The sequence below is a fragment of the Rahnella ecdela genome (assembly GCF_019049625.1).
Lineage (GTDB): Bacteria > Pseudomonadota > Gammaproteobacteria > Enterobacterales > Enterobacteriaceae > Rahnella > Rahnella ecdela.
This window is the reverse complement of the sequence record NZ_JAFMOY010000113.1, coordinates 1-25,663: the sequence shown is the minus strand read 5'-3', so window position 1 is coordinate 25,663 and position 25,663 is coordinate 1. Positions and strand designations below refer to the sequence as shown.

Annotated in this window: 22 protein-coding genes; 6 read left to right on the top strand and 16 right to left on the bottom strand. The window is 54.1% G+C overall.

The annotated features are described in order from the left end of the window. Nucleotides 1-3: 3 nt before the first annotated feature. The 3 genes from J1784_RS05410 to J1784_RS05400 are packed head-to-tail and all read right to left on the bottom strand — an operon-like array spanning nucleotide 4 to nucleotide 4,350. Nucleotides 4-1,611, bottom strand: a complete 1,608-nt coding sequence (locus J1784_RS05410; protein WP_217148352.1) for an efflux transporter outer membrane subunit — start codon at nucleotides 1,609-1,611, stop codon at nucleotides 4-6. Next, a complete protein-coding gene (locus tag J1784_RS05405; protein WP_217148351.1) occupies nucleotides 1,595-3,163 on the bottom strand; it encodes a DHA2 family efflux MFS transporter permease subunit in 1,569 nt (522 codons plus the stop codon). Before J1784_RS05405 ends, J1784_RS05410 begins: the two co-directional genes overlap by 17 nt. After that, the gene (locus J1784_RS05400; protein WP_217148350.1) at nucleotides 3,160-4,350 is read right to left on the bottom strand and encodes an HlyD family secretion protein; all 1,191 of its coding nucleotides are present in this window, start codon (nucleotides 4,348-4,350) and stop codon (nucleotides 3,160-3,162) included. The genes J1784_RS05405 and J1784_RS05400 overlap by 4 nt, the downstream gene beginning before the upstream one ends. Nucleotides 4,351-4,614: 264 nt before the next feature. Between J1784_RS05400 and J1784_RS05395 the strand changes: the two genes are divergently transcribed. Beyond that, nucleotides 4,615-5,526, top strand: a complete 912-nt coding sequence (locus J1784_RS05395; protein WP_217148349.1) for a cation diffusion facilitator family transporter — start codon at nucleotides 4,615-4,617, stop codon at nucleotides 5,524-5,526. Between the two features lie 607 nt (nucleotides 5,527-6,133). Here the strand turns inward: J1784_RS05395 and phoA are convergent. From phoA to J1784_RS05380, 3 genes are all read right to left on the bottom strand, one after another. Further along, a complete protein-coding gene (gene phoA / locus J1784_RS05390) occupies nucleotides 6,134-7,558 on the bottom strand; it encodes an alkaline phosphatase (RefSeq protein WP_217148348.1) in 1,425 nt (474 codons plus the stop codon). Between the two features lie 299 nt (nucleotides 7,559-7,857). Next, entirely contained in the window at nucleotides 7,858-8,778 is a 921-nt protein-coding gene (locus J1784_RS05385; protein WP_217148347.1) for a L,D-transpeptidase family protein, read from the bottom strand. A gap of 263 nt (nucleotides 8,779-9,041) precedes the next feature. Continuing rightward, the gene (locus J1784_RS05380; protein ID WP_217148346.1) at nucleotides 9,042-10,595 is read right to left on the bottom strand and encodes a DHA2 family efflux MFS transporter permease subunit; all 1,554 of its coding nucleotides are present in this window, start codon (nucleotides 10,593-10,595) and stop codon (nucleotides 9,042-9,044) included. A gap of 74 nt (nucleotides 10,596-10,669) precedes the next feature. Here J1784_RS05380 and J1784_RS05375 point away from each other — a divergent pair, with 74 nt between their 5' ends. Next, a complete protein-coding gene (locus J1784_RS05375) occupies nucleotides 10,670-11,800 on the top strand; it encodes an HlyD family secretion protein (RefSeq protein WP_238485405.1) in 1,131 nt (376 codons plus the stop codon). A gap of 37 nt (nucleotides 11,801-11,837) precedes the next feature. After that, nucleotides 11,838-12,428: a TetR/AcrR family transcriptional regulator gene (locus J1784_RS05370; RefSeq protein WP_217148345.1), complete on the top strand. Its 591-nt coding sequence runs from the start codon at nucleotides 11,838-11,840 to the stop codon at nucleotides 12,426-12,428. A 132-nt stretch (nucleotides 12,429-12,560) separates the two neighbouring features. Here J1784_RS05370 and J1784_RS05365 read toward each other — a convergent pair whose 3' ends face one another. Next, the gene (locus tag J1784_RS05365) at nucleotides 12,561-14,678 is read right to left on the bottom strand and encodes a TonB-dependent siderophore receptor (protein ID WP_217148344.1); all 2,118 of its coding nucleotides are present in this window, start codon (nucleotides 14,676-14,678) and stop codon (nucleotides 12,561-12,563) included. A gap of 412 nt (nucleotides 14,679-15,090) precedes the next feature. Between J1784_RS05365 and J1784_RS05360 the strand changes: the two genes are divergently transcribed. After that, nucleotides 15,091-15,774, top strand: coding sequence for an O-methyltransferase (locus J1784_RS05360; RefSeq protein WP_217148343.1), 684 nt, complete (start codon nucleotides 15,091-15,093; stop codon nucleotides 15,772-15,774). A gap of 9 nt (nucleotides 15,775-15,783) precedes the next feature. Here the strand turns inward: J1784_RS05360 and J1784_RS05355 are convergent, their stop codons facing one another. The 3 genes from J1784_RS05355 to J1784_RS05345 all read right to left on the bottom strand — a co-directional run bounded on the left by J1784_RS05355 (nucleotide 15,784) and on the right by J1784_RS05345 (nucleotide 18,932). After that, complete coding sequence (locus J1784_RS05355; protein WP_217148342.1) at nucleotides 15,784-17,745, bottom strand: glycoside hydrolase family 3 protein; 1,962 nt, start codon at nucleotides 17,743-17,745, stop codon at nucleotides 15,784-15,786. Nucleotides 17,746-17,856: 111 nt separating this feature from the next. Continuing rightward, entirely contained in the window at nucleotides 17,857-18,375 is a 519-nt protein-coding gene (locus J1784_RS05350; protein ID WP_420803955.1) for a chromate transporter, read from the bottom strand. Next, a complete protein-coding gene (locus J1784_RS05345) occupies nucleotides 18,375-18,932 on the bottom strand; it encodes a chromate transporter (protein ID WP_217148399.1) in 558 nt (185 codons plus the stop codon). The genes J1784_RS05350 and J1784_RS05345 overlap by 1 nt, the downstream gene beginning before the upstream one ends. Before the next feature lie 150 nt (nucleotides 18,933-19,082). Here J1784_RS05345 and J1784_RS05340 point away from each other — a divergent pair, with 150 nt between their 5' ends. Further along, entirely contained in the window at nucleotides 19,083-20,000 is a 918-nt protein-coding gene (locus J1784_RS05340) for a LysR family transcriptional regulator (protein WP_217148341.1), read from the top strand. Here the strand turns inward: J1784_RS05340 and J1784_RS05335 are convergent. Beyond that, complete coding sequence (locus J1784_RS05335) at nucleotides 19,997-20,350, bottom strand: ArsR/SmtB family transcription factor (RefSeq protein WP_013575288.1); 354 nt, start codon at nucleotides 20,348-20,350, stop codon at nucleotides 19,997-19,999. The two genes, J1784_RS05340 and J1784_RS05335, sit on opposite strands and share 4 nt — an antisense overlap. Nucleotides 20,351-20,587: 237 nt before the next feature. Between J1784_RS05335 and fusA the strand changes: the two genes are divergently transcribed. Beyond that, nucleotides 20,588-22,693 carry an elongation factor G gene (gene fusA / locus J1784_RS05330; protein ID WP_217148340.1) on the top strand — a complete coding sequence of 702 codons (2,106 nt, stop codon included), beginning with the start codon at nucleotides 20,588-20,590 and terminating at the stop codon, nucleotides 22,691-22,693. A 72-nt stretch (nucleotides 22,694-22,765) separates the two neighbouring features. Here the strand turns inward: fusA and wrbA are convergent, their stop codons facing one another. The 5 genes from wrbA to J1784_RS26460 all read right to left on the bottom strand — a co-directional run. After that, nucleotides 22,766-23,365: an NAD(P)H:quinone oxidoreductase gene (gene wrbA / locus J1784_RS05325; protein WP_217148339.1), complete on the bottom strand. Its 600-nt coding sequence runs from the start codon at nucleotides 23,363-23,365 to the stop codon at nucleotides 22,766-22,768. 292 nt (nucleotides 23,366-23,657) lie between these two features. Beyond that, on the bottom strand, nucleotides 23,658-23,945 hold the full coding sequence (locus J1784_RS05320) for a hypothetical protein (protein ID WP_217148338.1): 288 nt from the start codon (nucleotides 23,943-23,945) through the stop codon (nucleotides 23,658-23,660). Between the two features lie 20 nt (nucleotides 23,946-23,965). Beyond that, nucleotides 23,966-24,208 (bottom strand): hypothetical protein, encoded by a 243-nt coding sequence (locus tag J1784_RS05315; RefSeq protein WP_217148337.1) that lies wholly within the window; start codon nucleotides 24,206-24,208, stop codon nucleotides 23,966-23,968. After that, on the bottom strand, nucleotides 24,205-24,621 hold the full coding sequence (locus J1784_RS05310; RefSeq protein ID WP_217148336.1) for a hypothetical protein: 417 nt from the start codon (nucleotides 24,619-24,621) through the stop codon (nucleotides 24,205-24,207). The genes J1784_RS05315 and J1784_RS05310 overlap by 4 nt, the downstream gene beginning before the upstream one ends. 50 nt (nucleotides 24,622-24,671) lie before the next feature. Further along, the coding region (locus J1784_RS26460) for a YadA C-terminal domain-containing protein (RefSeq protein ID WP_238485404.1) at nucleotides 24,672-25,663 on the bottom strand (992 nt) is incomplete at its 5' end.

Below are 25,663 nucleotides of genomic sequence, written 5' to 3'. Positions count from 1 at the left end.
ACGTTACGGTGTCACTCCGGACGTGGTTTGTACTTTGACATCCGGTGTGGCCGCCGGACCAAATACCGTGTAAGTCGGTAAATCGACGTTCTGATACGGCTCCCAGCCGCCGCCCAGCGCTTTATACAATGACACCAGATCGGTGCTGGTTTTCACTTTCGCCTCAGCAGATTGCTGATGCGCCTGCGCCAGCTGACGTTGTGCATCAAGCACGTTGATGAACGTCGAAAGCCCCTGACGGTAACTGTCACTCGCCAGATCAAACGCGGTTTGCAACGCTTCAGTGGTCTGATCTAAACCGCTGACCTGATCCTGATCAGTTCGGTAATTCACCAGCGCATTATCAACATCCTGCAACGCCGTCAGCACGGTCTGGCGGTAATTCAGCGCCGCATTCGCCTGTTGCGCGCGGGAAAGATGCACGCTGGAAACCAGACGTCCGCCCTGGAAAATCGGCAGGGAAATCTGCGGGCCAAATGAGTAGAAATGGCTGCTCCAGTTATCGAGATAACTGACGTCGGTATTGCGCATCCCGAACTGTCCGGTCAGTGAAATACTCGGGAAAAGCTGTGCGACGGAAACCCCGATATTGGCGGTTGCCGCATGTAAATCAGCTTCGGCTTTGCGCACGTCCGGGCGACGACGCGCCAGCTGGGAAGGCACGCCGACCGGCACGGCAGCGGGCAGGGCAGGCATCGGTTTCGGCGCGGAAAGCTCAGCATCCAGCGAACCCGGCGTCTGACCGAGTAAAACTGCCAGACCGTTCATCGCCTGACGTTCCTGCGCCTGATATTGCGGCAGCTGAGCGCGCAATGAACCTAACTGCGCCCGGGCATTTTCCACATCAAGTTGCGGCGACAGTCCGTTTTGCTGACGATTCTGTGTCAGATCCAGCGTCTGCTGCGCCACGTCGATTTGCGTCTCGATGGCGTCCGTCACGCTTTGCGCGCCACGCAGTTGAAGGTAGGTGCGGGCGACTTCGGCTTCCAGCGACACCAGCGCATCGTTGCGTTGTTCGATGGAAGACCGGGTCTGCGCATTCGCGGCTTCGACCTGACGGCGGGTGCCGCCAAATAAATCCAGCTCCCAGCTGGCGTCGAAACTGCCCTGATACAAATTCACCGGTCTCGTGGCGGTATCAATAGCACCGGAGGCTTCCGGGCTCAGATCGTTGAGTTGCTGCGATGCCCCACTGGAATCGAGAATACCTTTCAGGCCGAGCTGCTGACGGGTCATTTTCGCGCTACCCTGCACCGACGGCAGCCACGCGCCTTCGGCTTGTTTCACCTGCTCACGGGCACCGGCGATACGTAAAACGGCCTGTTGCAGCGAAATATTCCCGGCAATGGCGCGGGTGATCAGACTGTCGAGCTGCGGATCGTTAAATGCTTTCCACCATAACGGATTCGGCTCCGAAGGCAGGGCGATGGACGCGCCGTCTTTGTCTTTCGGTTGCGTCATATCGTTATAGGCAGATGGCGTCACCGGATTAGGTTTCTGATAATCCGGGCCGACGGAGCAACCGGCCAGTGCAACCGCAAGGGCCGAAAGGGCAATAACATGAGTCTTTTTATACTTCCGGGTCGTAATCAACTTAATGTGCTCCGGCATTACCTTCGCTCTTAACGGGCGAAAGCAGGAAACAAAACGGGATCAAAATAACGGCGACGATGGCGCAATAACCGAACACGTCGATGTATGCCAGAATGCGCGACTGCGAAATCATTTCCTGATACATCCGCACGGTCGCCAGCTGCATCGGGTCGCCGACGATATGGGCGAAATCACGGATAGCCTCCGCGCTTTTGCTGACCGCCTGATTAAACTGTTCGTTGAGCGGCGACATGTTATGCGCCATATGGGCGCTGTGCGCCTGCGTTCGCTCAGTCACACCGGCGGTTGCCAGCGAAATACCAATCGAACCCGCGACGTTACGGAACATGGTGAACAGCGCGGCGGCGTCCGCGTTCATCTTCTGCGGAATAGTGATGAACGCGATGGTCGTCAGCGGCACGAACAGGAAACCGAGGCCTATCGACTGCGCACTGCGATACATCACCAGCGTGGTGAAATCGACATTTGGCGTCAGGGTCGCCGAATAGATAAACGAGGCCGCCAGCAGGAAAAAACCGAACGCGATGATGTAGCGCGTCTGCACCACGGGCATCAGTTTCAGCACCAGGGGGATAGACAACACGATCAGTATCGCGCCCGGCGACATCACCAACCCGGAAAGCGTGGCAGTGTATCCCAGCTGCTGCTGTGCCAGTTGCGGGATCACCACCGAACTGCCGTACAAAATCATCGCCATACCGGCCATCAGCAGACCTGCAACGGCGAAGTTTTTATCCTTCATACAGCGCAAATCGACCACCGGCTTTTTGGCGTATAACAGCCAGTAAATCGCGCCGACGATACCGGTCGCGGCCAGTACGGCAAACGTGACGATAAAGCCGGAATTAAACCAGTCATCATCTTCACCACGGTCCATCATCACCTGTAAGCAACCTAAGCCCAGCGCAATCAGCCCGATACCGATGTAATCAATACTGAGCTTGCCTTTGGCTTTGCGCTCCCACGGCGGATCTTCCAGCAGCTGATAAATCGCCAACAGGGCGATAATCCCCACCGGTATGTTGATAAGGAACACCCAGCGCCAGCTGAAGTTATCGGTGATGTAGCCGCCCAGCGTCGGGCCGACAACCGGCGCAACAATGATGGCAATCGAGGACAGACCAAACGCCTTGCCGCGATCTTCCGGTTTAAAGTAATCGAGCAGCACCGATTGCTGGATCGGCTGCAAACCGCCGCCGAAAAAGCCCTGCAGGATGCGGAACAGAATCATCTGCCACAGTTCAGTGGCGACCCCGCAAAGGAACGAGCAGACGGTGAACATACCGATACAAATCAGGAAGTAAGTTTTGCGGCCCATTACACGGCTGAGAAACGCGGATATCGGCAGCACGATGCCGTTGGCCACCAGATACGACGTCAGAACCCAGGTGGATTCGTCGTAGCTGGAAGACAACGAACCGGCGACGTGCGGCAGCGCCACGTTAACAATGGTGGTGTCCAGGATTTCCATGAACACCGCAATGGTTACAACGGCGGCAACTGCCCACGGATTGGCCTTGGGTTTCCAGTAGCTGCGATCTTCATTCATTCGACGGTCACCGTCGGTTCGACAGACAGGCCCAGCGGCAGGTGATGGTTTTCATCTAGACCGCTGTCGATGACGATTTTCACCGGCACGCGCTGAACAATTTTCACGTAGTTACCGGTGGCATTTTCAGCCGGGAAGGCTGAGAAGCGTGAACCGGTGCCTTGCTGAATACTGTCCACATGACCCTGAAGTTTGATGTCCGGGAAGGCATCGACGGTGATTTCCACCTTATTGCCCGGACGCATACGTTCAAGCTGAGATTCCTTATAGTTCGCGGCGATCCAGATATCTTTCGACACCACGGAGAACAGCGAAGTCCCGGCCTGAACCAGCGTGCCGAGCTGCACATTACGCTTGGTCACATAGCCGTCGAACGGTGCGCGAACCTGCGCATAGGAAAGATTCAGCGTGGCGGTTTCCAGCTGGGCTTTCGCCTGCTCAACCTGTTGCTGACGGGCTTCGACGTTAGTTTCCGCCTGACGGATATTCAGCTGCACCTGCGCGGCAACCTGCACCTGCGCTTTGGCGTTTTCCAGATCCGCCGCTGCAGAACGTACCTGCGCATTGGACGTATCAATATTCTGTTGCGTGGTCGCACGCGGATCGACACCGCGCTGGCGGCGGAAATCAGCGGTAGCATTCAGTAAATTGGCTTCCGCACGAGTTTGCTGAGCTTTCGCCTGGGCCAGTTGCGCCGGATATTGCACTTTCGCCAGGTCATACTGCGCCTGTGACTGATGCAACTGAGCGACGGCCAGACCGAGCTGCGCCTGTGCCTGGTCACGTTGCGCGGTGGCGTCACGTGGGTCAATTTCCACCAGCAGATCGCCTTTTTTGACGAACTGGTTATCTTTCACCGCAAGGTGAGTGACATAACCAGCGATTTTCGGCGCGATGGTCACGGCATCGCCTTCGGTAAAGGCGTCATCGGTGCTTATCTGATCTTTGGTCATCAGCCACCAGACCAGCGCAACAATTACCATCACTACCACGACAATCCCGAGGATGATCAGCGGCTTCTTGCCCGGACCTTTGCGCTTTTCATCATTATCCTGATTCTCCTTCCCGGACTCTTTCTGATCTTTAGCGTCTTGTTTGTGACCTTCTCCTGATTTTACCTGGCTGGAATCGAGTTCTGACTGTGCGTCTTCGGACGCGGAAGGCTGGTTATTTTTTTCGTTTGTCATAATGCTCATCTGATTATCGGAGCGCGCGCGCCGGAACAAAGAAATCATGTTTTAAGCTAGATTGTATTGATGTAAATGCAAGTAAATATAGGTCAATAAACCTTAGTGAGGGCACGAAGATCCAAACCATAGGGAAGGTCTTAAAAGTACGAAATGGGTTATACTGCGGAGCTGGTATTTGTATTTATCAAATAAATTTGATTCTTAGCTTCAGGAAATTCTTGTGATCACTTCCCAAAAAAATCTGCTCCACAGGAGTCAATCATGAGCCGTCCGGCGCCTTCCTATAAAGGCCTGACGCGTATTGCCTCGCTGGTCTCCCTGTGTGTGGCGCTGGTTCTGGTGTGCGTCAAAGTCTGGGCCTGGGCAGCCACCGGCTCGATTGCGTTGCTGACTTCCGCCGCCGACGGTCTGGTCGATGTGCTGGCTTCAATGGTGACGTTAATCGGCGTGCGTTACGCCATCCGCCCAGCGGATAAAGGTCATCGTTATGGACATGGTAAAGCCGAAGCCGTGGCGGCGTTTGTTCAGGCGCTGCTGCTGGGCGGAGCCGGGCTGGTGCTGGGCGGTGAATCTATCGGACGCATCATTAACCCCGCACCGCTGGCGCAACTCGGCCTCGGGATTTGGGTCATCATCGGCAGTTCAATCGCCGCCACCGGTTTAGTGCTGATGCAAACGTACGTGGTGAAACGCACCGGTTCGACGGCCATCGCCGCTGACCGCGCGCACTACGTCACGGATGTCGCGGTGAATATCGCCGTGCTGCTGGCGCTGATTTTCGAGCGTTATTTTGGCTGGACGCGTTCTGACTCCATCGGCGCGCTGCTGATTTCCTTCTATATGCTCTGGAACGCCCGCGGTATGGCGGCAGACGCACTGACTCAATTGCTGGACAGAGAACTGAGCGCCGACGATCGTAAACGCATCAAAGCGGCGGTATTAGGCGTCGAAGGCGTGCGCGGTGTGCATGACATCCGTACCCGCAACGGCGGCGACCGCGTATTTGTTGAGTTCCACCTTGAAGTAGACGGCAATCTGACGGTTGATATCGGGCACGATATCGGTGATGCAGCTGAAATGGCGGTGAGCAAACTGTTTAAGTCCGCGGATGTAACGGCGCATCTGGAGCCGGACGGGATTGATGACGACAGGTTAGATAATTTATTGCACTAAGGTTTAGGCATTGGGTTGCCACCCAAATTGGCCTTAAGGTCGTGGGCGTCGGCCCACACCGACTTGGGGGGGCGGCCTATCGCCGCCACCCCCCAAGACCCCCCGGGCTCTTTCACTGCGCGCTGTCGCTGGAACGACGGACATGTTCCGAAGCAATTGTGAGTGGCGCAAAATGTCATCGCTGCGCGATCCCCGAATTTCAGGCTTCGAGCCTATGGTCTCGAACCGTTCATTCGGTGCCATTTTTGAGCACGCCAATATACTTATCTAAAAGATAAATCCATTCCGTTTTTGATTTTAAGATCGTCCGGGCGATTCAGAAATCTTGCTGAACGGAGCGGCCTGGAGACCCATGGCTCAAGGACCAAGAGAAGGAACCGCGCAGCGGCAAGATTTCAGCCTGTCACTGCGGCAACTGAAACATAGCCAGCGAGCGAAGCGTGCAGGTAAAAAAACGCAGGATTCCAAAGGGTTTCGTTTAAAACCCTTTGGGCCAGTGTGGGCGGCGAGCCCACGACCTTGACCCTACGGCCAGTTTGGGTGGCAACCCAAGGTTTTAGAATTTTAAGCTTTTGAAAAGCCGCCCAAATGCAGCGGCTCTGCTGCATTACTTGATCGCCATGGCATCCCGCATGGTATAGAACAAATCCGTCTGGTCGGTAAGCCCGACAACATTCGCTGCATGTGGCCCGAACGCGGCGATACGCAGTTGAGTCCCGGTATGTCCCTGCGAATCATCTTCTGAGTTGCCGTAGCTGATGGTCATCGGGGCGCCGTCTTTGGTGGTCAGCGTCTGCGTCAGACCCGGTGCTTTGGCGTCGGCTTCGATAATCTGACTGGAATGTGCGTGGTCGGCAGTGACGATAACCAGTGTGTTGCCGTCCTGACGGGCAAATTCCAGCGCTTTCTGCACAGCTTCATCCAGATCAACCGTTTCACCAAACTGCCCGCATGGATTGGCGGCGTGATCTTGCTTATCAATCGACGCGCCTTCAACTTGCAGGAAGAAACCGTTTTGATTGGTTTTAAGCAGGTCAATGGCTTTTTCGGTCATTGCTGCCAGCGTCGGGATTTCTGCGGTGCGTTGCGGATTGGCTTGGCAGATCACGGCAGGTTTATCAATATTGCCGTGATAAGTGGCTTTCGGGCCCTGCCAGCGAACCGGCATATTACCTTCGGAGAACAAGCCCAGCAGCGGTTTTTTCTGATCAGCCTGCGTAATGGCGCTGAGTTGTTCCGCGTTTTCCACCCACACATAACCCTGCGCCAGCGCCTGTTCTTTCAGCGATTTATCCTTAAATTCACCCGCTGTGGCCAGCTGACTAAAGGATTTTCTGCCGCCGCCGAGTGTGACATCCGCACGAGCGTGTAATAACTGTTCGGTGATAGAACCGCGTCCGCCGTTTTCCAGCGCGTTGCTGGCACATTTCCCGGCGGTTTCTTCCGGTCCGTAACATTTACGTGAGGTGACGTGGGCGATTTGTGCGGCTGGCGTGGCGTCCTGCAATTCTGCGGTGGAGACGTTGCCGGTGGCTTTACCCGCAGCTTTGGCGATTTCGAGAATGGTCTGGTGATCTTTACCGTTTACATCCACGCCAATCGCACCGTTATAGCTTTTGACCCCTGTGGTCCAGGCGGTCGCAGAAGCAGCAGAATCAGTCACATAACTTGGTTTCTGGGTTTTCTTATCCAGAGAATAATGGGTGTACTGACCGGTCAGCGGCAGGGCATCAATACCTTTGAAATAGCCGCCCGCACCTTCTGCATAGTTACGCGCGGAGGTGATTTCAGAATCACCCATGCCGTCACCAATCAGCAGAATCACGTTTTTCACCGTTTTGTCGGACAGCGAGGCTTTCAATGCTGCGGTCTGATCACCGCTCAGACGACGTGCGCCACCCGGTTCAGTCAGCACGCCCTTCGCCGCGCGGACAGTCAGCGTGTCAGTTTCAGCGGCGAGGGCAGTGGCAGAAGTGGAAAGCAGCAGGGCGGCAGTCACGGCGCGGGCGATCAGAGAAACAGATTGTTGCATTGTCAAAACTCCTTTTAAGAACCATCGGAAATAAAAATACACATATGGATATTTTTTGTTACCAGAAGGTTAGGGGAGAGTTGTGACGGTTTAATGACAGGCGCGGGGCGTTCAGAGGGGACAAGCCTTTCCCCTTTGGTCGGTTTCGGCGCGAGAGGGCGCGTGATAACCCTTGTTAAGAAACCCAAACGTTCTCGGCCAGCTTTCAGTGCAACTGAGAAGCCGCCCTTGGCATCGGCACTTTGCAAAAAAAAAGCCCCGAAGATCGGGGCTTTTTCACAACAACGTCAACGGCGTAATCAGTTGACCTGAACCGGCATACCGGAACGCATCTCGATTGCGCGCTGAACCACAGTCTGGTTAACAGCAGGATCCATCGCCACAGTGTTCGCACTGCCGGTCAGAGTGATTGGCAGCGGCTGCTGGGAATCAAACTCTTCCTGGTTAGAAGACAACGGGTTGTGGATCTCAATGTAACGCTTACCGTCTGGCTCAACGGTCGCTTTCACAGGTTCATTGATGAACTGAACGCGGGTGCCTTGCGGCACGTTGTCAAACAGCCATTTGATGTCGGCATCACGCAGACGCACACAACCGTGGCTCACGCGCAGACCGATACCGAAGTTGGCGTTGGTGCCGTGAACGGCATACAGACGGCCAACGTACAGCGCGTACAGACCCATTGGGTTATCCGGGCCAGCAGGGAAGACTGCTGGCAGGAATTCGCCGCGGGAAGCATATTCTTCATGCATCTTCGCAGTCGGAGTCCAGGTCGGGCCGGCTTTTTTACGCTGAACGGTAGTAACCCAGTTCATCGGGGTGTCTTTGCCCAGTTCACCGATACCGATTGGCAGAACCACTACGGTGTTAGTGCCTTTCGGGTAGTAATACAGACGCATTTCAGCGCTGTTGATCACGATGCCATCATGCGGGGTATCCGGCAGGATCAGCTGCTGAGGGATGGTCAGCACGGTGCCTGGAGTTGGCAGGAACGGGTCAACGCCAGGGTTGGCTTCGAGCATGTTGCTCAAACCCATCTGGTATTGTGCTGCGAAATGTTCCAGTGGCAGGCTGCTGCCCTGAGGAACAGTGACTGTGATGTTTTCACCGACCAGACGACCATTATTGGCCGGCAGAGGGTAGACCACAGCAAAAGACGCCTGGCTATATGCAGCAACTGCCAAAACCAGGGTAAGGATTGCGCGAATGCTCATTTTCATATTTTCGTTGGTCGTTAATGCCACACTGGCAGTTGTTGTCAGAATGTTGATTCCCCCCGACGCGCTCGAAACCGGCCGGAGAGATAGTGTACTTGCACATAGCACTTGAAAGGGACTCAGGATATGTAACGAATCGCCTTACAGGGCCGCTAATTATAAGGATTTATTTCAAACAGGCCAAAGCTTTCTCATCTTGTTGGAAAAGTTCCCTTAAGCAACCGCATTTTTTGATGCATACACCACATTTCTTTACATTTATTTGCTCATTTACGGCAAAACGGCACCATGATCAACGCCGCCAGAAACATCCAGGCCATCACCTGAAAAATGTCATTAAACGCCAGGGTCAGAGACTGCGCGGCAACCTTCGCACCAAACAAACCTTTCGCCATCAGTAATGCCTGCGCCGTATCCGGTGTCAGGTGGCCAATCTTCTGCGCCAGGGAGCCAATCACTTCCTGCGCGGTATAGCCGTATTGTCCGAGATTTTCGCCGAAACGGGCCGCATGCACCCTTGTCCAGTCCTGCAACCAGGTATTGACGGTAGCAATACCAATAGCACCGCCAAGATTTCGCATCAGATTAAACAGTCCCGACGCGTAACGCAGTTCCGGCCCCTGAAACGCGGTCAGCGCCATGTTCACGCTCGGTACGATACATAACATTATAAATAAGCCGCGCACGACCTGCGGCCAGAAAAACTGATCTGATCCCCAGAACGGGGTGACGGTGGTGGTTAGCCACAGACTGAGAGCAAAACCGGATAATCCCACGGCGATCAGCAACCGGCGGTCAACGCGCCCGATGAGTCTGGCAGCAATAATAGTGCTGAAAAACTGGCCGACGCCGACCACAAACACCGTCGTACCGATTTCCAGACTGTTGAAATCGCGGATGCGCCCCAGGAAAACGGGCGTCAGATAGGTCGAGGCGTAAAGTCCGAAGCCGACCACCAGATTGAACAGGCAGGCGAAGGTGAACGTCGGGTCGCGGAAAGGGGTCAGGCGCACGATCGGGTTTTTGGAATAAAAGGAACGCTCGAGAAACAGGACAAACGCCACCAGCGAGAACCAGGCGGAAATCTGAATTTGCGGATCGCTGAACCAGTTTTTGCGCGGACCTTCTTCCAGCACATATTCCAGACAACCCAGTGCTATCGCCATAGACAGTAAATGCACCCAGTCGATGCGTTTGAGCATCGAAAAGTCGGCTTTATCAACATGGATAAACAGTACCGCGCCGGTCGCCACCAGAATACCCGGAAGAATATTGATGAAGAAAATCCAGCGCCAGTCGAGCAGTTGCGTGACTACGCCGCCGACCGTCGGACCGAGCGTCGGCGCCAGTACGCTGACCATGCCGAGGATCGCCGGGATCAACGCCTGCTGTTTACCCTGAAACATGGCAAAGCCGGTGGCAAATACGGTCGGCACCATCGCGCCGCCGGTGAATCCCTGTAAGGCGCGAAAGAAGATCATCGATTCAATATTCCACGACAATCCGCAGCCGATACTGCTGAGCGTAAACAGCGCGGCGGAGGCACTGAACAGCCAGCGGGTGGAAAGGGCCTGCGTGAGAAATGCCGAGAAAGGGATCATCACCAGTTCGGCGATCAGGTACGACGTTTGTACCCAGCTGATTTCATCTGGACCGGCGGAAAGTCCGGCCTGTACATCATTTAAAGAAGCGGCGACGATCTGAATGTCGATCAGCGCCAGGAACATGCCAAACGCCATAATGCTGAAAATCAGAAACTTGCGTGATGTCGGGTAATCCGCAGGCGAGAGCGTCGCGGCTGGAGTCAGGGTGGCAGACATTTTTGTGATATCCCGGGGCTTGTTTGTATGATGAGTGTCATATTAATATGATGGCCATCATGCAATGAGTGAGAATGAAAATGAGTGAAGCCACAGCAGGCGAAGGGATCCCGGTCCCGGAAGAAAAATCCCGTAAACGGTCGAAGCGGATCTTTGTAGTCAGCGGCATTGCACTGGCTGTTGCCCTGGGCGGTGCCGCCTGGTTGCTGGCAGCGCCTGCGGCAGAATCCACCGATGATGCCTATCTGACGGCGGATGCAACCACCGTTGCACCAAAAGTGAAGGGGTTTGTGGCCAAAGTGCTGGTGAGCCATAACCAGCGGGTTCATGCGGGGGATAAACTGGTGCTGATCGACAGTGAAGAATTTACTGCACGTCTGAACGCGGCACGCGGGGATCTCGAAGATGCCCGCGCTCAGGTGGCGCAGCAGCAGGCGGCGTTACTTAGTCAGCAGGCACAGGAACAGCTGGCTCTGACGCAAATTGAAGCGGCGCGCACGGCGATCCGTTCCTCACGTGCCGAACAGCAACACGCCGAAGCAGAACAACAGCGTTATCAGTCTCTGGCGGTCAGTGGTGCGACGTCTCGCAATGATGCAGATCGGTATAAAACGACAGCCGTGACCGCGGAACAGACCTCGGCGCACGCCGCAGCGATGTTGGATGTGGCGCAAAATCAGGCAGCGGTCACGCATGCCAAAAGGGCTGAAATTGAAGCGGCACTGGCCCTGGCAAATGCGGCGGTGATGAAAGCACAGGCGGCAGAAGATCTGGCACAGCAGGATCTCAATCACACCACTATTTTTGCTGCGGTTGATGGCGTAGCGGGTAACCGTCAGGTGCAGGTGGGTGATTATGTCACGCCCGGTCAGCGGCTGATGACGCTGGTACCGGAGCAGGGGATTTATGTGACGGCCAACTTCAAGGAAACGCAGACCGGCAGGATGCAGCCGGGACAACGGGCGGATGTGCATGTGGATGCGCTGCCAGGCGTGACGTTTCACGGTGAAGTCGACAGTCTCGCGCCGGGTTCCGGTTCGACATTTGCGTTGCTGCCGTTTGAGCCGGGGACGGGTAACTTTACCAAGATTGTTCAGCGGGTGCCGGTGCGCATTCGCCTCGATGCCGGTCAGCCGGATTTGGCGGCGCTGCGTCCGGGATTATCGGTGGATGCCCGCGTTTCGTTAACCGATGCGGTCAGGTAAACTATGACGGCAATTTTCTGATTATCAGGGCCTTACTATGCGCTACGAAAGTGAACATAAACCTAAAATCCGCGAGCGGATCGTGAAAGAAGCGGCGAAAGCTATCCGCGCCAAAGGGCCGTTGCAGGTCAGTGTGGCGGGTGTGATGAGCAAGGCCGGGCTGACGCACGGCGGGTTTTATGCGCACTTTGCGTCGAAAGAGGCGCTAATCGAAGCAGCAATAGAACAGATGTTTAATCAGGTGATGCTGCGCTGGGAGAAAAAAAATCAGGGACTGGCCGCACCGGAACAGCTGGCGGGCTATATTGATTTTTACCTTTCTCCTTGGCATCGCGACAATCGCGCGCAAGGCTGTCCGGTTTCGGCGCTGGCTTCAGAAACACCACGCATGCCGGCCCCTTGCCAGGTGGAATTCGCCAGGGGAATCGAACGTATCCGGGGAATGATTATTCGCCAGCTGACGGAGATAGGTGTTGATGATCCGCAAACTACGGCGATATCGGTGAGTGCAGAGCTGATGGGCAGTTTATCGCTGGCGCGATGTGAACCGGATCGGCAGATATCCGATGCCTTGCTGGAAAGTGCGCGGAAGGCGCTGAAGACACGGTTAGATTTGTCAGACGAATAGATGTATTCGGACGGTTCCCTCCCCTGCGAAGGGGAGGGTTGGGGTGGGATATTAAAGATAACACGAGGGTTAAGTTCGTAGTAAACCCACACCCTATCCCAGCCTTCCCCTCGTGAGAGGGGAAGGAGTAAATCAGAAATCATAACCTACTGTAGCAACCACGGTACGTTCCTGACCCCAGTAGCAGTAGCTGGTGCCGTAACAGGCTGCGACATAGTTTTTGTCGAGCAAGTTGTTGGCGTTCAGCTGCACATACGCGCCTTTCAGCTGCGGATTAAACTGCACCAGATTCATACGCAGTGAAGCATCAACCAGCGTCGCGGAAGGCATGTGCTGGGTGTTTTCGTTATCAGCCCATTGCGTGCCGATATAACGAACGCCCAGTCCCAGATCCACACCCACCGGCGTATTGTACTGACCCCAGATGGAAGCCATTTGCTTAGGCGTCACATACGGCGTGTTGCCGTTGTTCTGCGCCGCATCACGGATACGTACTTTGTTGTAGGTATAACCGGCCATCACGTTGAAGCGTTCAGTAACCTGTTTCTTGGCTTCCAGCTCCAGACCCTGTGAACGGATTTTACCTGCCGGCTCGTAGTAGCTGCCCACGACGACACGGTTGCCCACGTCTTTTTGCGTCAGATCATACAGCGCTGCGGTGTACATATCGGATGTGCCGACCGGCTGGAATTTGATCCCCGCTTCGTATTGTTCACTCTGCATCGGTTTCAGCAATGTGCCGTCCTGACCCGGCAGGGCAGATGGCGTCATCGCCTGGCTGTAGCTGACGTACGGAGAAATGCCGTTGTCGAATGCATAAAGCAGGGAAGCGCGGCTGCTGAAGTGTTCGTCTTTACGTTCGCTGTTGCTTTGCGTGCCGTAAATGCTTTCATAGCTGCGGCTGGACGTTTTCAGCGTGTCGTAACGGCCGGACAGGGTCAGATACCATTTGTTCCAGCTCATTTCGTCCTGCAGATAAGTGCCCATCTGCTCGTAACGGTTTTTGCCGCGTGAATGACTGTAGTAATTCAGTGCATCGCCGCCAACACCGGTATACGGGTTCAGCATCTCAGCGGTTGCACCATCAGATTTTACGTCGTTGATAAAGTGGGAATAGTCGAAACCGAGTACCACTTTATGCGCCACTTCGCCGGTCGCGAAATCGGCTTCCAGCTGGTTGTCGATAGCGAACGTATCCAGAGAAGATTTCTCGCCAGAATAGTAGCGATTCATCAGAGTACGGTCGGCGTTCCAGCCTGCCTGATACACCTGATCCAGTTCGGTATTAGAATGGGTGTAATTGGCGTTCTGGCGGAATGACCACACGTCGTTAAACGCGTGCTGGAATTCGTAGCTGTAGATTTGTTCCCAGCGTTTGAACTGGTTGCGGGTGCTTTCGCCATCGAAGAAACCACGGCTCAGTTTCTGGCCGTACAGGCTGCCGTCAGCTGGGACTGCGGCGTGGTAACCACCGGACGGATCCTTTTGCAGATAAGCGCGCAGTAACAGCGAGGTGTTTTCATCCGGCGTCCACAGCAACTGTGGAGAAATCGCGTAACGCTCTTCGCGCTGGTGATCGTACTGCGTATCGCTGCTGCGGGTCATACCGGTCAGACGGAATGCAAGCTGATCGTTGATCGCATTGGTGTAATCGAACGCGCCGCCTTTGGTATTTTGCGTACCGCCGGAAAGCTGGAAGTGACCTTCTTCAGCGAACTGCGGACGCTTGGTGGATTCAACCACCACACCGCCCGGAATACTCTGGCCGTAAAGCGCAGAAGACGGGCCTTTCACCACATCAATACGCTCAAGGAACCATGGATCAACCTGAATGGAGTTGTAAGTCGCGCCATCGCTGAGAATACGCAGGCCATCGAGGAAGGTGTTGTTGACGTCACCGCCGTGGAAACCGCGCAGGGAAATCGTGTCATAACGCGTTGCGCCGCCGGCAAAGTTGGTGAATACGCCCGGCGTGTAGTTCAGTGCAGCGTTAACCGTGGTGGCGTTCTGGTCCGTCATTTGTTGACGGGTCACAACAGAAACGGCCTGACCGGTCGTGATCAGCGGCTGATCTGTTTTGGTCGCGCTTTTACTGGTTTTTGCACTGTAACCCTGCGTCGGGGCATCTGCGGTATCAGCAGGTGCGGCTTTGACTACGACCGTATCTTCGGCAGCCATTGATGCAGCCGGAACGGCCAGCGCCATGGCGCACATAAGCACCGAGCGTTTGAGGGGGAAAGCCAACAACATATTCATAGTCCCTATAAATAACCTGATAAATCATCAGGTGATTAATTGATGCGTGTGTAATAAACCCAAAAAGCCAACAGCGTTCCGCACGAAAGCCGAGACACAGACATGCGTACTGGCCTGACGAAAACGAGACGAATGTTAAACTTAATGATAATTGTTATCATTATTATTTTGCAAATTAAAGGGAACTTTCTCCAAAAACTGTGAAGTGGCGCATATTCATCCTTATGAAAGAAAGGGTTTTTTTGGTTGTTTTGCAAACAACCTCACTTAAGGAATGGTTATCGTGTCTGACTAAAGAAGCGTGAAATTTGAAGAATTTCATTGAAAAGGCGGGCAAAACCGCCGTAACGGATTAGCTTTAAAAGTGAGTTTTTTAAAATCGAAAAAGTTCACCGCAGGAGACAACATGAAACCGGAAAGTTCGCAGGAATACAGTCAAAAATGGACCGAAGTGGATAACTATCTGGTCGGCCATCTGGTGGAAGACGATCCCGTATTACAGCAGGTGCTGGACAATAATCATCAGGCCGGATTGCCCGCGCATGATGTGGCACCTAATCAGGGAAAACTTCTGGCATTATTCGCGCAAATTACCGGCGCCCAGAAGGTGCTGGAAATCGGCACGCTCGGCGCTTACAGCACAATCTGGCTGGCGCGCGCACTGCCCGCACTGGGCAAAGTTGTGACGCTGGAGGCCGATGCGCATCATGCCCGGATTGCACAGACCAATATTGATCTCGTCGGTTTGCAGGACAAAATTACGTTGCACACCGGTCCGGCGTCAGAAACCTTACCGACGCTTACGGCTGAAGCGCCGTTTGATTTGATTTTTATTGATGCAGATAAACCCAGTAATCCGCTTTATCTGGAATGGGCGCTGAAGCTTTCGAAGCCAGGTACATTAATTATCGGTGACAACGTGGTGCGGGACGGCGCGGTGGTTGATCCGCAAAGCGACGACGCCCGTGTGCAGGGCGTTCGCCGCTTTATTGAGATGATTGAGCAGGAACCGCGTTTGTCCGCCACCGCGCTGCAAACCGTCGGCAGCAAAGGCTGGGACGGTTTTGTGCTGGCGCGGGTTAACAGTTAAACACAGACGTTAACGGGCGAGACCAAAGCCAATCTCAAACAGCGGATCTTCGCTGTCGTGCGGCATATCCGACTGCTGTTTCAGCACGGCTTCCATAGAAGAAGGCAGTTCGAACGGCAGTTTACCGGTATAGGTTTCGCTGCTGGTCAGACGGCTGAACAGCACCGCATCGCTGACCCCGAAATTACCGATGACCGCTTTCGCTTTGTCATTCACGTTGGTGAGAATGGCAGGGCGGTCGAGATACACGGTCACCACCGTCGGCACCGCTTTGCTGGCTTTTACAATGGCCTGATAATCGGCATTATCGTCAGTGAAAGCCAGCGAGCCTTCATGGTGACGCTTGCCGAAGAACCAGGCTGTATGCGGCTGTTCGTACGGCGCATGGGCGCGAATGAGAGCGATATCGGCTTTTTCGGGTGCATCAACCACGGTAAAGCCTGCGTCTTGTGCGGCTTTCGGGTCAATGCCATACAACCACACTTTTTTGCCTTTCTTCAGCGGTAACAGATCGCCGGTGTTTTGCAGCAAAACAAGGGAATGACGTTGCGCGGCGTCGGCTTCTTTCTGCCAGTCTGCGCGCCCGACGGTTTTCACCGCGTTCTGCGGATCGATAAACGGATTTTCAAACAATCCGGTACGGAATTTCTGCTCGAGGATCCGCTCTGCGGATTCATCCAGCCGCTGCGATGTGAGTTGTTTTTCGTTCACCGCATTCACCAGCAATTGTGAGTCAGTCACGCCGCCAAACTGATCTACACCTGCTTTCACGGCTTTGACGAAACGCTGCTGCGGCGTCAAGTTTTCAACGCCCCAGGACATACCGCCGGGTACCGGTTCTTTGCCCGCCGGCGAACCGTTCAAACATTCGTCTTCGCAGTTGCTGGTGATCAGCCAGTCGCTGAGGATCACACCTTTAAAACCATACTGGCCGCGCAGAATATCTGTCAGTAACTGATGGCTGAATCCGGCACCGACCTGTTCCAGCGGTTTGCCTTCGAACGACGCGTTTTTTAAAATGGAATAGGTGGGCATGACACTGGCGACGTTGGCTTCAAACGCGCCGGTAAAAGGATAGATGTGTTCTTTGAGATTATTGCCGGGGAAGACGGCGTTTTTGCCGTAGACGTTGTGGCTGTCGTAGCCGTTTTCCGCTGCGCCGTAACCGACCCAGTGTTTTACCACCGAAATTACGCTGCCGGAATTAAGGCCATCGCCGCCGTTTTGCATCCCTTCGATGTAGCCGCGCACCATGTTATGTACCCGTGTCGGGTCTTCGCCGAAAGTACCGCTGATTCGCGCCCAGCGCGGTTCGGTCGCCAGATCGGCCTGCGGAGAAAGGGCTTCACGAATACCGACGGCCAGATATTCCTGACGTACAATATCGGCATAACGACGGGTGAGTTTTTCATTACCAATCGCCGCCAGCCCTAAGGTTTCCGGCCACTGGGTGAATTTGCCGGAAGAAGTGCTCGCGCCAATCAGATATTCGAACGAGTTACGCGGGTCGCTGCTGACTGTGACCGGAATCCCGAGCCGGGTCTTTTCAGCAATCTGCTGCAATTTGTTATTTTCTTCCGCCATCAGCGCCGGATCTTCGGCAGAAAGACGGGTGATCAGGCTGTTGACCTTAGCGCCGGAAATCATTTTTTCCGCTGCCGCGATATCATAATGTGTTCCGGCACCGATCGGACTGTTGGCCGTCGGTGCGGAACCGTGCATCATCACCCCGGCTTTTTCTTCCAGTGTCATGCGTTTTACCAGATCGGCCGCGCGTTCTTCCGGCGTCAGCCGCCAGTCTTCATAAGGTTCGAGTTTGCCGGAATGATTGAGGTCTTTGAACTGCAACCCGTCAACGGTGAGCAATGTAACTTCCCGCTGACTCAGTTCAGGCTGAGCGGTATCAGCAAAAGCGGCAGGGGTTGAAAGCAGCAGGGCAGAAACAGTCAGGCTCAGAGGTTTGATTTTCATCATCATCCTTAATTATTTTGTGTCTATAAAGGGTTGATAAATATAGAAACTTAATTCTTAAGGAATAACCTATTTGCCTGACTGATATTGCGATCAGGTTCTCAATTGTTATCAGCCAAGCACCATTCCCAGCACTGCGCCGACCGCCAGCACCCATAACGGGTGAATACGTTTATTGAGCGCCAGCAAGGTACACAGGGCAATAACGCCCGCCAGCGTCAGCGTAGTGGCGGAGGCTTTGGCGATTAACAATCCGCTCGATACCACCAGCCCGACGGTCACCGGCACCAGACCGCGCTGAATGACCTGGCGCCACGGACGATTTTTGTAACGTTTCCATCCGCCCATTACGATCAGGGTGACAATAGAAGAGGGACCAAACTTCGCCAGCGAAGACACCAGCAGGCCGGACCATCCCGCGACCTGCCAGCCAATCAGCGGCACGATCATCATATTCGGGCCGGGTGCGGCCTGCGCAAGTGCGAACAGGGCGCTGAATTCCTGAGCACTCATCCAGTGATGCACCTGCACCACGGCACGCTGCATCTCCGGCAAAATGGTATTACCGCCGCCAAACGCCAGCAGCGAAAGCTCGGTAAACAGCAGGGCGAGTGAGAGTAAAACGGCCATCAGAATTTACTCCTGGCGCAGATGAAAATACTGACCGGTGCCAGCACCAGCATGACCGGCAGCATCGGGATGCGAAATCCTGCAATAGCGATGACGCCGGCGGCGACCAGCGCCAGTTGCAGCCATTTCCCCCGCAAAGGCGCCAGCATTTTTATGCCGGTGGATAACAGTAAACCGGCCGCCCCCGCCGCCATTCCCGCAAACAAATGTTCTACCAGCGGTTCATTCTGATAACGCGCATACACCAGGCCGAGCAGGACAACGCAAATTGTCGGTGCCAGGATCAGACCGAGAATGGCCGAAAGAGCACCGCGCAGCCCGCGAAATTCCATCCCCAGCGCGACGGACAAATTAATGATATTGCCGCCCGGTAAAAACTGGCACAGACCCAGCAGTTCGGTGAACTGATCGCCGGTCAGCCAGCGGCGTTTATCCACCAGCATATGTCGCGCCATCGGCAGTACACCGCCGAAACCGGTCAGGCCAAGGACGAAAAAGCCCATAAACAGTTGTCCGCAATCGGGTTGCGGCGCGGTCCCATCTTCTGTATCCAGCATTAATTTATCCTGCGTTTGTGCCGACATTTTCACACTCTCCCTCAAATGTAATTCAAAGACGCCAGAGGCGTAAATTCTGTTAAGGATCATGCGCGGGGATGTGCCATGATGTCTAATGCCTTTATTAATGCCTAAATATACCCTGAGGGTATGGATATGATTGAGCTGAAGCGTCTGAATGCGTTCGTGACCGTGGTGGAAGCAGGCAGCATTACCCGTGCCGCAGAACTGCTGTTCATCCAGCAGCCGCCACTCACCCGCCTGTTGCAGGGGCTGGAGCAGGAATTTGGCGTACCTTTATTGCAACGCTTACCGCGTGGCGTGATCCCGACCGAAGCGGGCGAAGTGTTATTGCAGGAAGCGCGTGCGGTGCTGGCGCGGGCCGCACAGCTCAGCTCCGCAATGCAGCGTGCCGCACAGGGAGAGCAGGGGCGCGTGCGTATTGGTTTCACCAGTTCCGCCGCGCTGCACACTTTTGTGCCCGCGCTGCTACGCCGGTACCGGGAGATTTATCCGGCGGTCAGCACGCTGCTTGAGGAAAGCGGCAGCGGTGAATTACTGGCATCAGTGGTGGCGGGAGAACTGGATGTGGCGTTTGTGCGTATGCGGGTCAAAGATATGCCCGAATTAGAAATGGAAAAAGTGCTGGAAGAACCGATGTGGGTGGCAGTACCGGCCGGACACAAACTGGCAGCGCAAAAGTGTGCAAAACCGCTGAAGCTTGAAGATCTCAGCAATGAGCCGTTTGTATTGTACCGCCGTCGTGCCGGACAGGGGTTGTACGACGCCATACTGGCAGCGTATGTCCGCGCAGGTTTTAGTCCGCATATTGTGCAGGAAGCGCCGCGGCTGACATCGTGTCTGAGTCTGGTCGGCGCAGGGCTGGGAATTTCAATTGTGCCGGAGTCTATGACCCGCCTCGGCGGCGATGGCGTGGTATTTCTGCCGCTGGATGCGGCCACGCAACTCAGTGCGCCGCTGTATCTCGCGCGGCGGGAAGACAGCCATTCATCGGCTATAATCAATACGTTTTGCAGTCTTGTGAAAACCCAGCTGGCCGCAAATTAAAGATGCTGTTCAGAAATGTGTTTTTGGGTGGATTCCAGCGTAATGCCATCAGATTCTATTGCACTGAGCAGCGAATCGAGCAGGCCTGGGAAGCGGGCGTCCAGATCTTCGCGGCGCAGTGAAAGCAAATTGGCACGGCCGTCCGGGCGCTGCCAGATAACACCGCTGTCACGCAGTACGCGCCAGTGATGGGTGAGTGTTGATTTCGACAGACCTTGTAATAACGTTCCGCAAGGATGCTCGCCGCCTTTCGCCAGCGTTCGCACCACGGCCAGTCGTAACGGATTACCCAGTGCAGTCAGAACATTTTCGAGGCGGATCTGCTCGCGCTCAGGGTGGTTGGCTATCATATTGCTCCTTTACTTTAACGACACTCATCGGGGGCCGCGCAATATAGCCTATCGCTCCACTGCTGTACAACGCGACGGGCTCTGACCAATTTCATCGATAGAATAAAATAATTGTACGAATATACACGTACAATTGTAGTATACTCTTCGCACTAAGAAGTTTAGTACTCATTACTTTGTGACGGGACGTGAAAACCACTCTCCGCCAACTTAGCCATCAACCAGTAAGGACGTTATATGGCTCGCAAAACGCCAATCGAGCGCTACCGCAATATCGGTATCTCAGCACACATCGACGCAGGTAAAACCACCACCACCGAGCGTATTCTTTTCTATACCGGCATGAATCATAAGCTGGGAGAAGTGCATGACGGCGGTGCGACCACAGACTGGATGGCTCAGGAACAGGAACGCGGGATCACCATTACCTCCGCTGCCGTGACCTGTTTCTGGCGCGGGATGGATCACTCTTTCGATGAGCACCGTATCAATATTATCGATACCCCTGGGCACGTGGATTTCACCATTGAAGTGGAACGTTCCATGCGCGTTCTCGACGGTGCGGTGATGGTGTACGACGCCGTGGGCGGCGTGCAGCCACAGTCTGAAACCGTATGGCGTCAGGCCAATAAATACAAAGTGCCGCGTCTGGCGTTCGTCAACAAAATGGACCGTCAGGGGGCAGATTTTTTCCGCGTTCGCCAGATGATGGTCGATCGCCTGAAAGCCAATCCGGTGCCGATTGTCATTCCAATCGGCAAAGAAGAGCATTTCACCGGCGTGGTGGATTTGCGCAAAATGCGCGCCATTTTGTGGGACGACGCGACGCAAGGTATGACCTTTACCTATGAAGCGATCCCGGCAGAATTGCAGGCGCTGGCGCAAGAATGGCGTGAGAAAATGGTCTCAGCCGCTGCCGAAGCCAACGATGCCCTGATGGATAAATATCTCGAAGAAGGCACGCTGACCGAAGATGAAATTACCGAAGGTCTGCGTCTGCGCACCATCGCCGGTGAAATCCAGCCGATGCTGTGCGGCAGTGCGTTCAAGAATAAAGGCGTGCAGCGAATGCTCGATGCCGTGATCGAACTGATGCCGTCTCCGCTGGATATTCCACCGGTGGCGGGTTCTGACGAAGACGGTAATGAAGTGTTCCGTCATTCCGATGACGACGAGAAATTCTCGGCGCTGGCGTTCAAGCTGATGACCGACCCGTATGTCGGGCAACTGACGTTTGTCCGCGTTTATTCCGGCGTGCTGAAAAAAGGCGACAGCGTGTACAACCCGGTGCGCGGTAAGAAAGAACGTATCGGGCGCATCGTGCAGATGCACGCGAATGACCGTATCGAGATTGATGAAATCCGTGCCGGGGATATTGCCGCCTGTGTCGGGCTGAAAGACGTGACAACCGGTGAAACGCTGTGTGACCCGACGGACATCATTACGCTGGTGCGTATGGAGTTCCCGGATCCGGTCATTTCGCAGGCCATCGAGCCGAAGACTAAAGCTGACCAGGAAAAAATGGGTATCGCGCTGTCACGGCTGGCATCCGAAGACCCGTCGTTCCGCATCCGTACTGATGAGGAATCCGGCCAGACGATCATTTCCGGAATGGGTGAATTGCATCTGGAAATCATTGTCGACCGTATGAAACGCGAGTTTGGTGTGGAAGCTAACATCGGTAAACCGCAGGTCACATACCGCGAAACGGTACGTAAAACGGTGAAAGATGTCGAAGGCAAATTTGTGCGGCAGTCCGGTGGTAAAGGTCAGTACGGCCATGTGGTCTTCACGCTCGAACCGTTGCCGGCAGGCACAGGTTTTGAGTTTGTGGATGCCACAAAAGGTGGCGTGGTGCCGCGCGACTATATCCCGGCGGTAGAAAAAGGGGTTACGGAAGCGCTGAACAACGGCATTCTGGCCGGTTATCCGGTAGTGGATGTCAAAGTGACGCTGACCTTCGGTTCATACCACGAGGTCGATTCTTCGGAAATGGCGTTCAAAATGGCGGCGATCTTTGGTTTCAAAGAGGCAGCTAAACGTGCAGATCCGGTGATTCTGGAACCGATGATGAAAGTCGAAGTGGAAACGCCGGAAGAGTACGCCGGTGGCGTGATGGGCGATTTGTCGTCGCGTCGCGGGACGGTGCAGGGCATGGAAGAGATCGCGGGCGGCGGCGGCAAAATCATCAAAGCCGAAGTGCCGTTATCTGAAATGTTCGGTTACTCCACCGTCTTGCGGTCGATGTCGCAAGGTCGTGCAACCTACAGCATGGAGTTCAACCACTATGCCGAGGCACCACGCAATGTCGCAGAAAACATCATTGCGTCGCGTGGTAAATAAGCGTTAAAACGTAAGAACTAAAAGGGTTCGGCAATTTATGCCGAACCCTTTTTTTTGGGAGTTTTTAAAAAATTAACCCACCAGTTTGCTGGTGATTGTGGCCACGTGTTTGCCTTGATGCACGGCAATGCGCAGTTCTTCTGCGCTTGGCTGACGTGATCCATCGCCACCGGCGATAGTGGTCGCGCCATAAGGTGTGCCGCCGCGAACCTGTGAAATGTCGAACAATTCAGGCGTGGTGTAACCGATCGGCACGATGATCATGCCGTGATGGGCGAGGGTGGTCCAGGTGGAGGTGATGGTCATTTCCTGACCGCCGCCAGTGCCGGTAGAACTGAATACGCTGGCGACTTTGCCTGCCAGTGCGCCTTTTGCCCACAGGCCACCGGTCTGGTCGAGGAAAGTGCGCATCTGGCCGGTCATGTTACCAAAGCGGGTAGGTGTGCCGAAAATGATAGCATCGTAATCGCCAAGTTCTGCGGGAGAAGCGACTTCTGCCGTCTGACCAGACTTGCCACCGGCAGCCTTAAACGCTTCTTCAGGCATTGTTTCAGGGACGCGTTTTATTGTGACTTCAACACCTGAAACGCTGCGTGCGCCTTCGGCAACACTTTGCGCCATCGTTTCAATATGACCGTACATAGAGTGGTAGAGAACCAGTACTTTCGCCATCTTCAACTCCTCATTAGGTGATGTTTTTTCCGTATCACGCTCTGGTTTAGAGCCAGAGATACGGGCGAAAAATTCGCTTAAAAATCCCATATTTACTCCTGCGCGTGCATTGCGGTAGTCATGAGCAAGAGAGTTCATCGTCCGCGTATAGGGCGTGAGTTACAAACGCAAATTTTTGAACAGGCTCATCAATAAATTAGGGCAAAAATGCAGGAAGGCGCGTTTCGCACCTCTACATAGTAGGACAGAAGTGCGGGTTTGGCGGAAGAAGGGGAGATAACAGGCAAGATTGTTACTGAGCGTCTTTTAAAATATCAGTTGTGCATTTCGCGCCAGTGGCGTGTTCGATAAATTCGCAAAGACTATGAGCAGCCACTACTTTATCCGTGAATACTTTTGACGTGTGAATACCGGTAAGGCTGGCGAAGTAGCTCAAATGACTGAGTTTAATCAAGCGCATTGTCAGTTTTTCAACCTGCAAAATATTCAGCCGGTAGACGTATCCCTCATCTTTAAACTTATGCAAAAACAAAACGCCGGTAGATGAATTCCGGCGTTGGGTAAGATCGATAACATCCATCAAAACCTGAATTTCCGTATTTAATTATTATTGAGAACTTTGCTTTTATCGCTTTCCCAGCTGACCAGCACTGAAACTTCATCGGGTTGCGCGATGAATTTACTGAGTGTGGCCATATGCCCATCTTTCATCATGACCGACACCGCAACGCCAGTGATGCCATGATCCAGCGTGGTTTCTTCAACGCGTTGCAACATTTTGAGACACGTAAACTGCTGCTCGGGCGCAAGATGTTTGAACTGATCAGTGTGGTGTTTCTTCATATTGGCGTCCTTCCGTAAATCTGTCCGTCACGCATCAAAACCAGCTTGTGGGTGCGTTTGTAATAAATCGCTGTGAAAATACCTTTGCGATAGACCTGAGCATCCGCGTTATCTTCATCAAGATATGCTGCAGTCCCTTCAATGTATCCTTGCTTATCAGCGGGAAAGATTTTGACATCAATCCCCTTAATGCGGGCATGCACAATTTTCTTGGTTGCCTGAGCATACTGCTTCGCCGAGTTTTCCATCGCCTGTTTGAGCGCAACGCTCTGAATGGCTGTCTGACGGTTTTGTTCGGCCATGTAACAGGTGTCTTTTGAAATGCCTTGTGACTGACAATCCGCCATTCTGGACGCCTGAGTGGAGCAGCCTGCAAGGACGGTCAGGGCGGCAATAACTAAAAGTTTTTTCATTTTGTTTTACCTGGAGTGGAAAGACGGGGGACAAGTCCCCCCTGAATTTGTTACCAGCCGACGCTCACGCCAGCACCGTAGCCGAAGTTACTTTGTGAATCGTCGGAAACTGACATTTTCACGATAGTAGAACGGCTTGCATGGAATGAAGCACCGACGGAAATTGCATTCTCTGAATCGTAGCCACCGACGCCGGCACCGACCGCGAACTGCTGAGATTCCTGCACCTGAGGAATATTGGCCTGAGCCATAGCAGAAGCAGAACCGGCAGCGGCTTCTTTCTTATTGCCATCAACCTCAGATTTCAGATCGTTGAATTTCTTGTTTGTGTAGTCATTTGCCTGACCCAGGGTTTGAGCATCTGCAACTGCACGGCTGTGGGATTCAGCCAGAACTTCTGCATGGTTCTGCTCAGCTTCGGCATTCAGTGCGGCTACCTGTTGGTCGTAATAGGCGGAGCGAACGACTTGTTGGACGACAGGTTGTTGAGAAACAACAGTAGTCTGTTCAACTGAAACCGGCCTCTGCGGTAAACCCCCTGAATTCCTAATCATTGTGGTAACTGGAACGGGTACACCGGTAGGATCGTTATGTTGATAAGCCGCGACTTCGGCAACGTGCTGCTGCAAAGCAGCCTGCTGTGCCGCCTTAGCTTCGGCGGTGTTGTGGTTGCCATCGAGATGGGTGGCTTGGGCATTCTGATGCGTCGGAATACCGGTAGGATCGTTATGTTGATAAGCCGCGACTTCGGCAACGTGCTGTTGCAAAGCTGCCTGCTGCGCCGCTAAGGATTCTGCGTTTTCGTGATTACCGTCGAGGTGGGTGGCTTCGGCAATCTGATGCGTTGGAACACCGGTAGGATCGTTATGTTGATAGGCCGCAACTTCGGCAACGTGTTGCTGCAAAGCAGCCTGTTGTGCCGCCTTAGCTTCGGCGGTGTTGTGGTTGCCATCGAGATGGGTGGCTTGGGCATTCTGATGCGTCGGAATACCGGTAGGATCGTTATGTTGATAAGCCGCGACTTCGGCAACGTGCTGTTGCA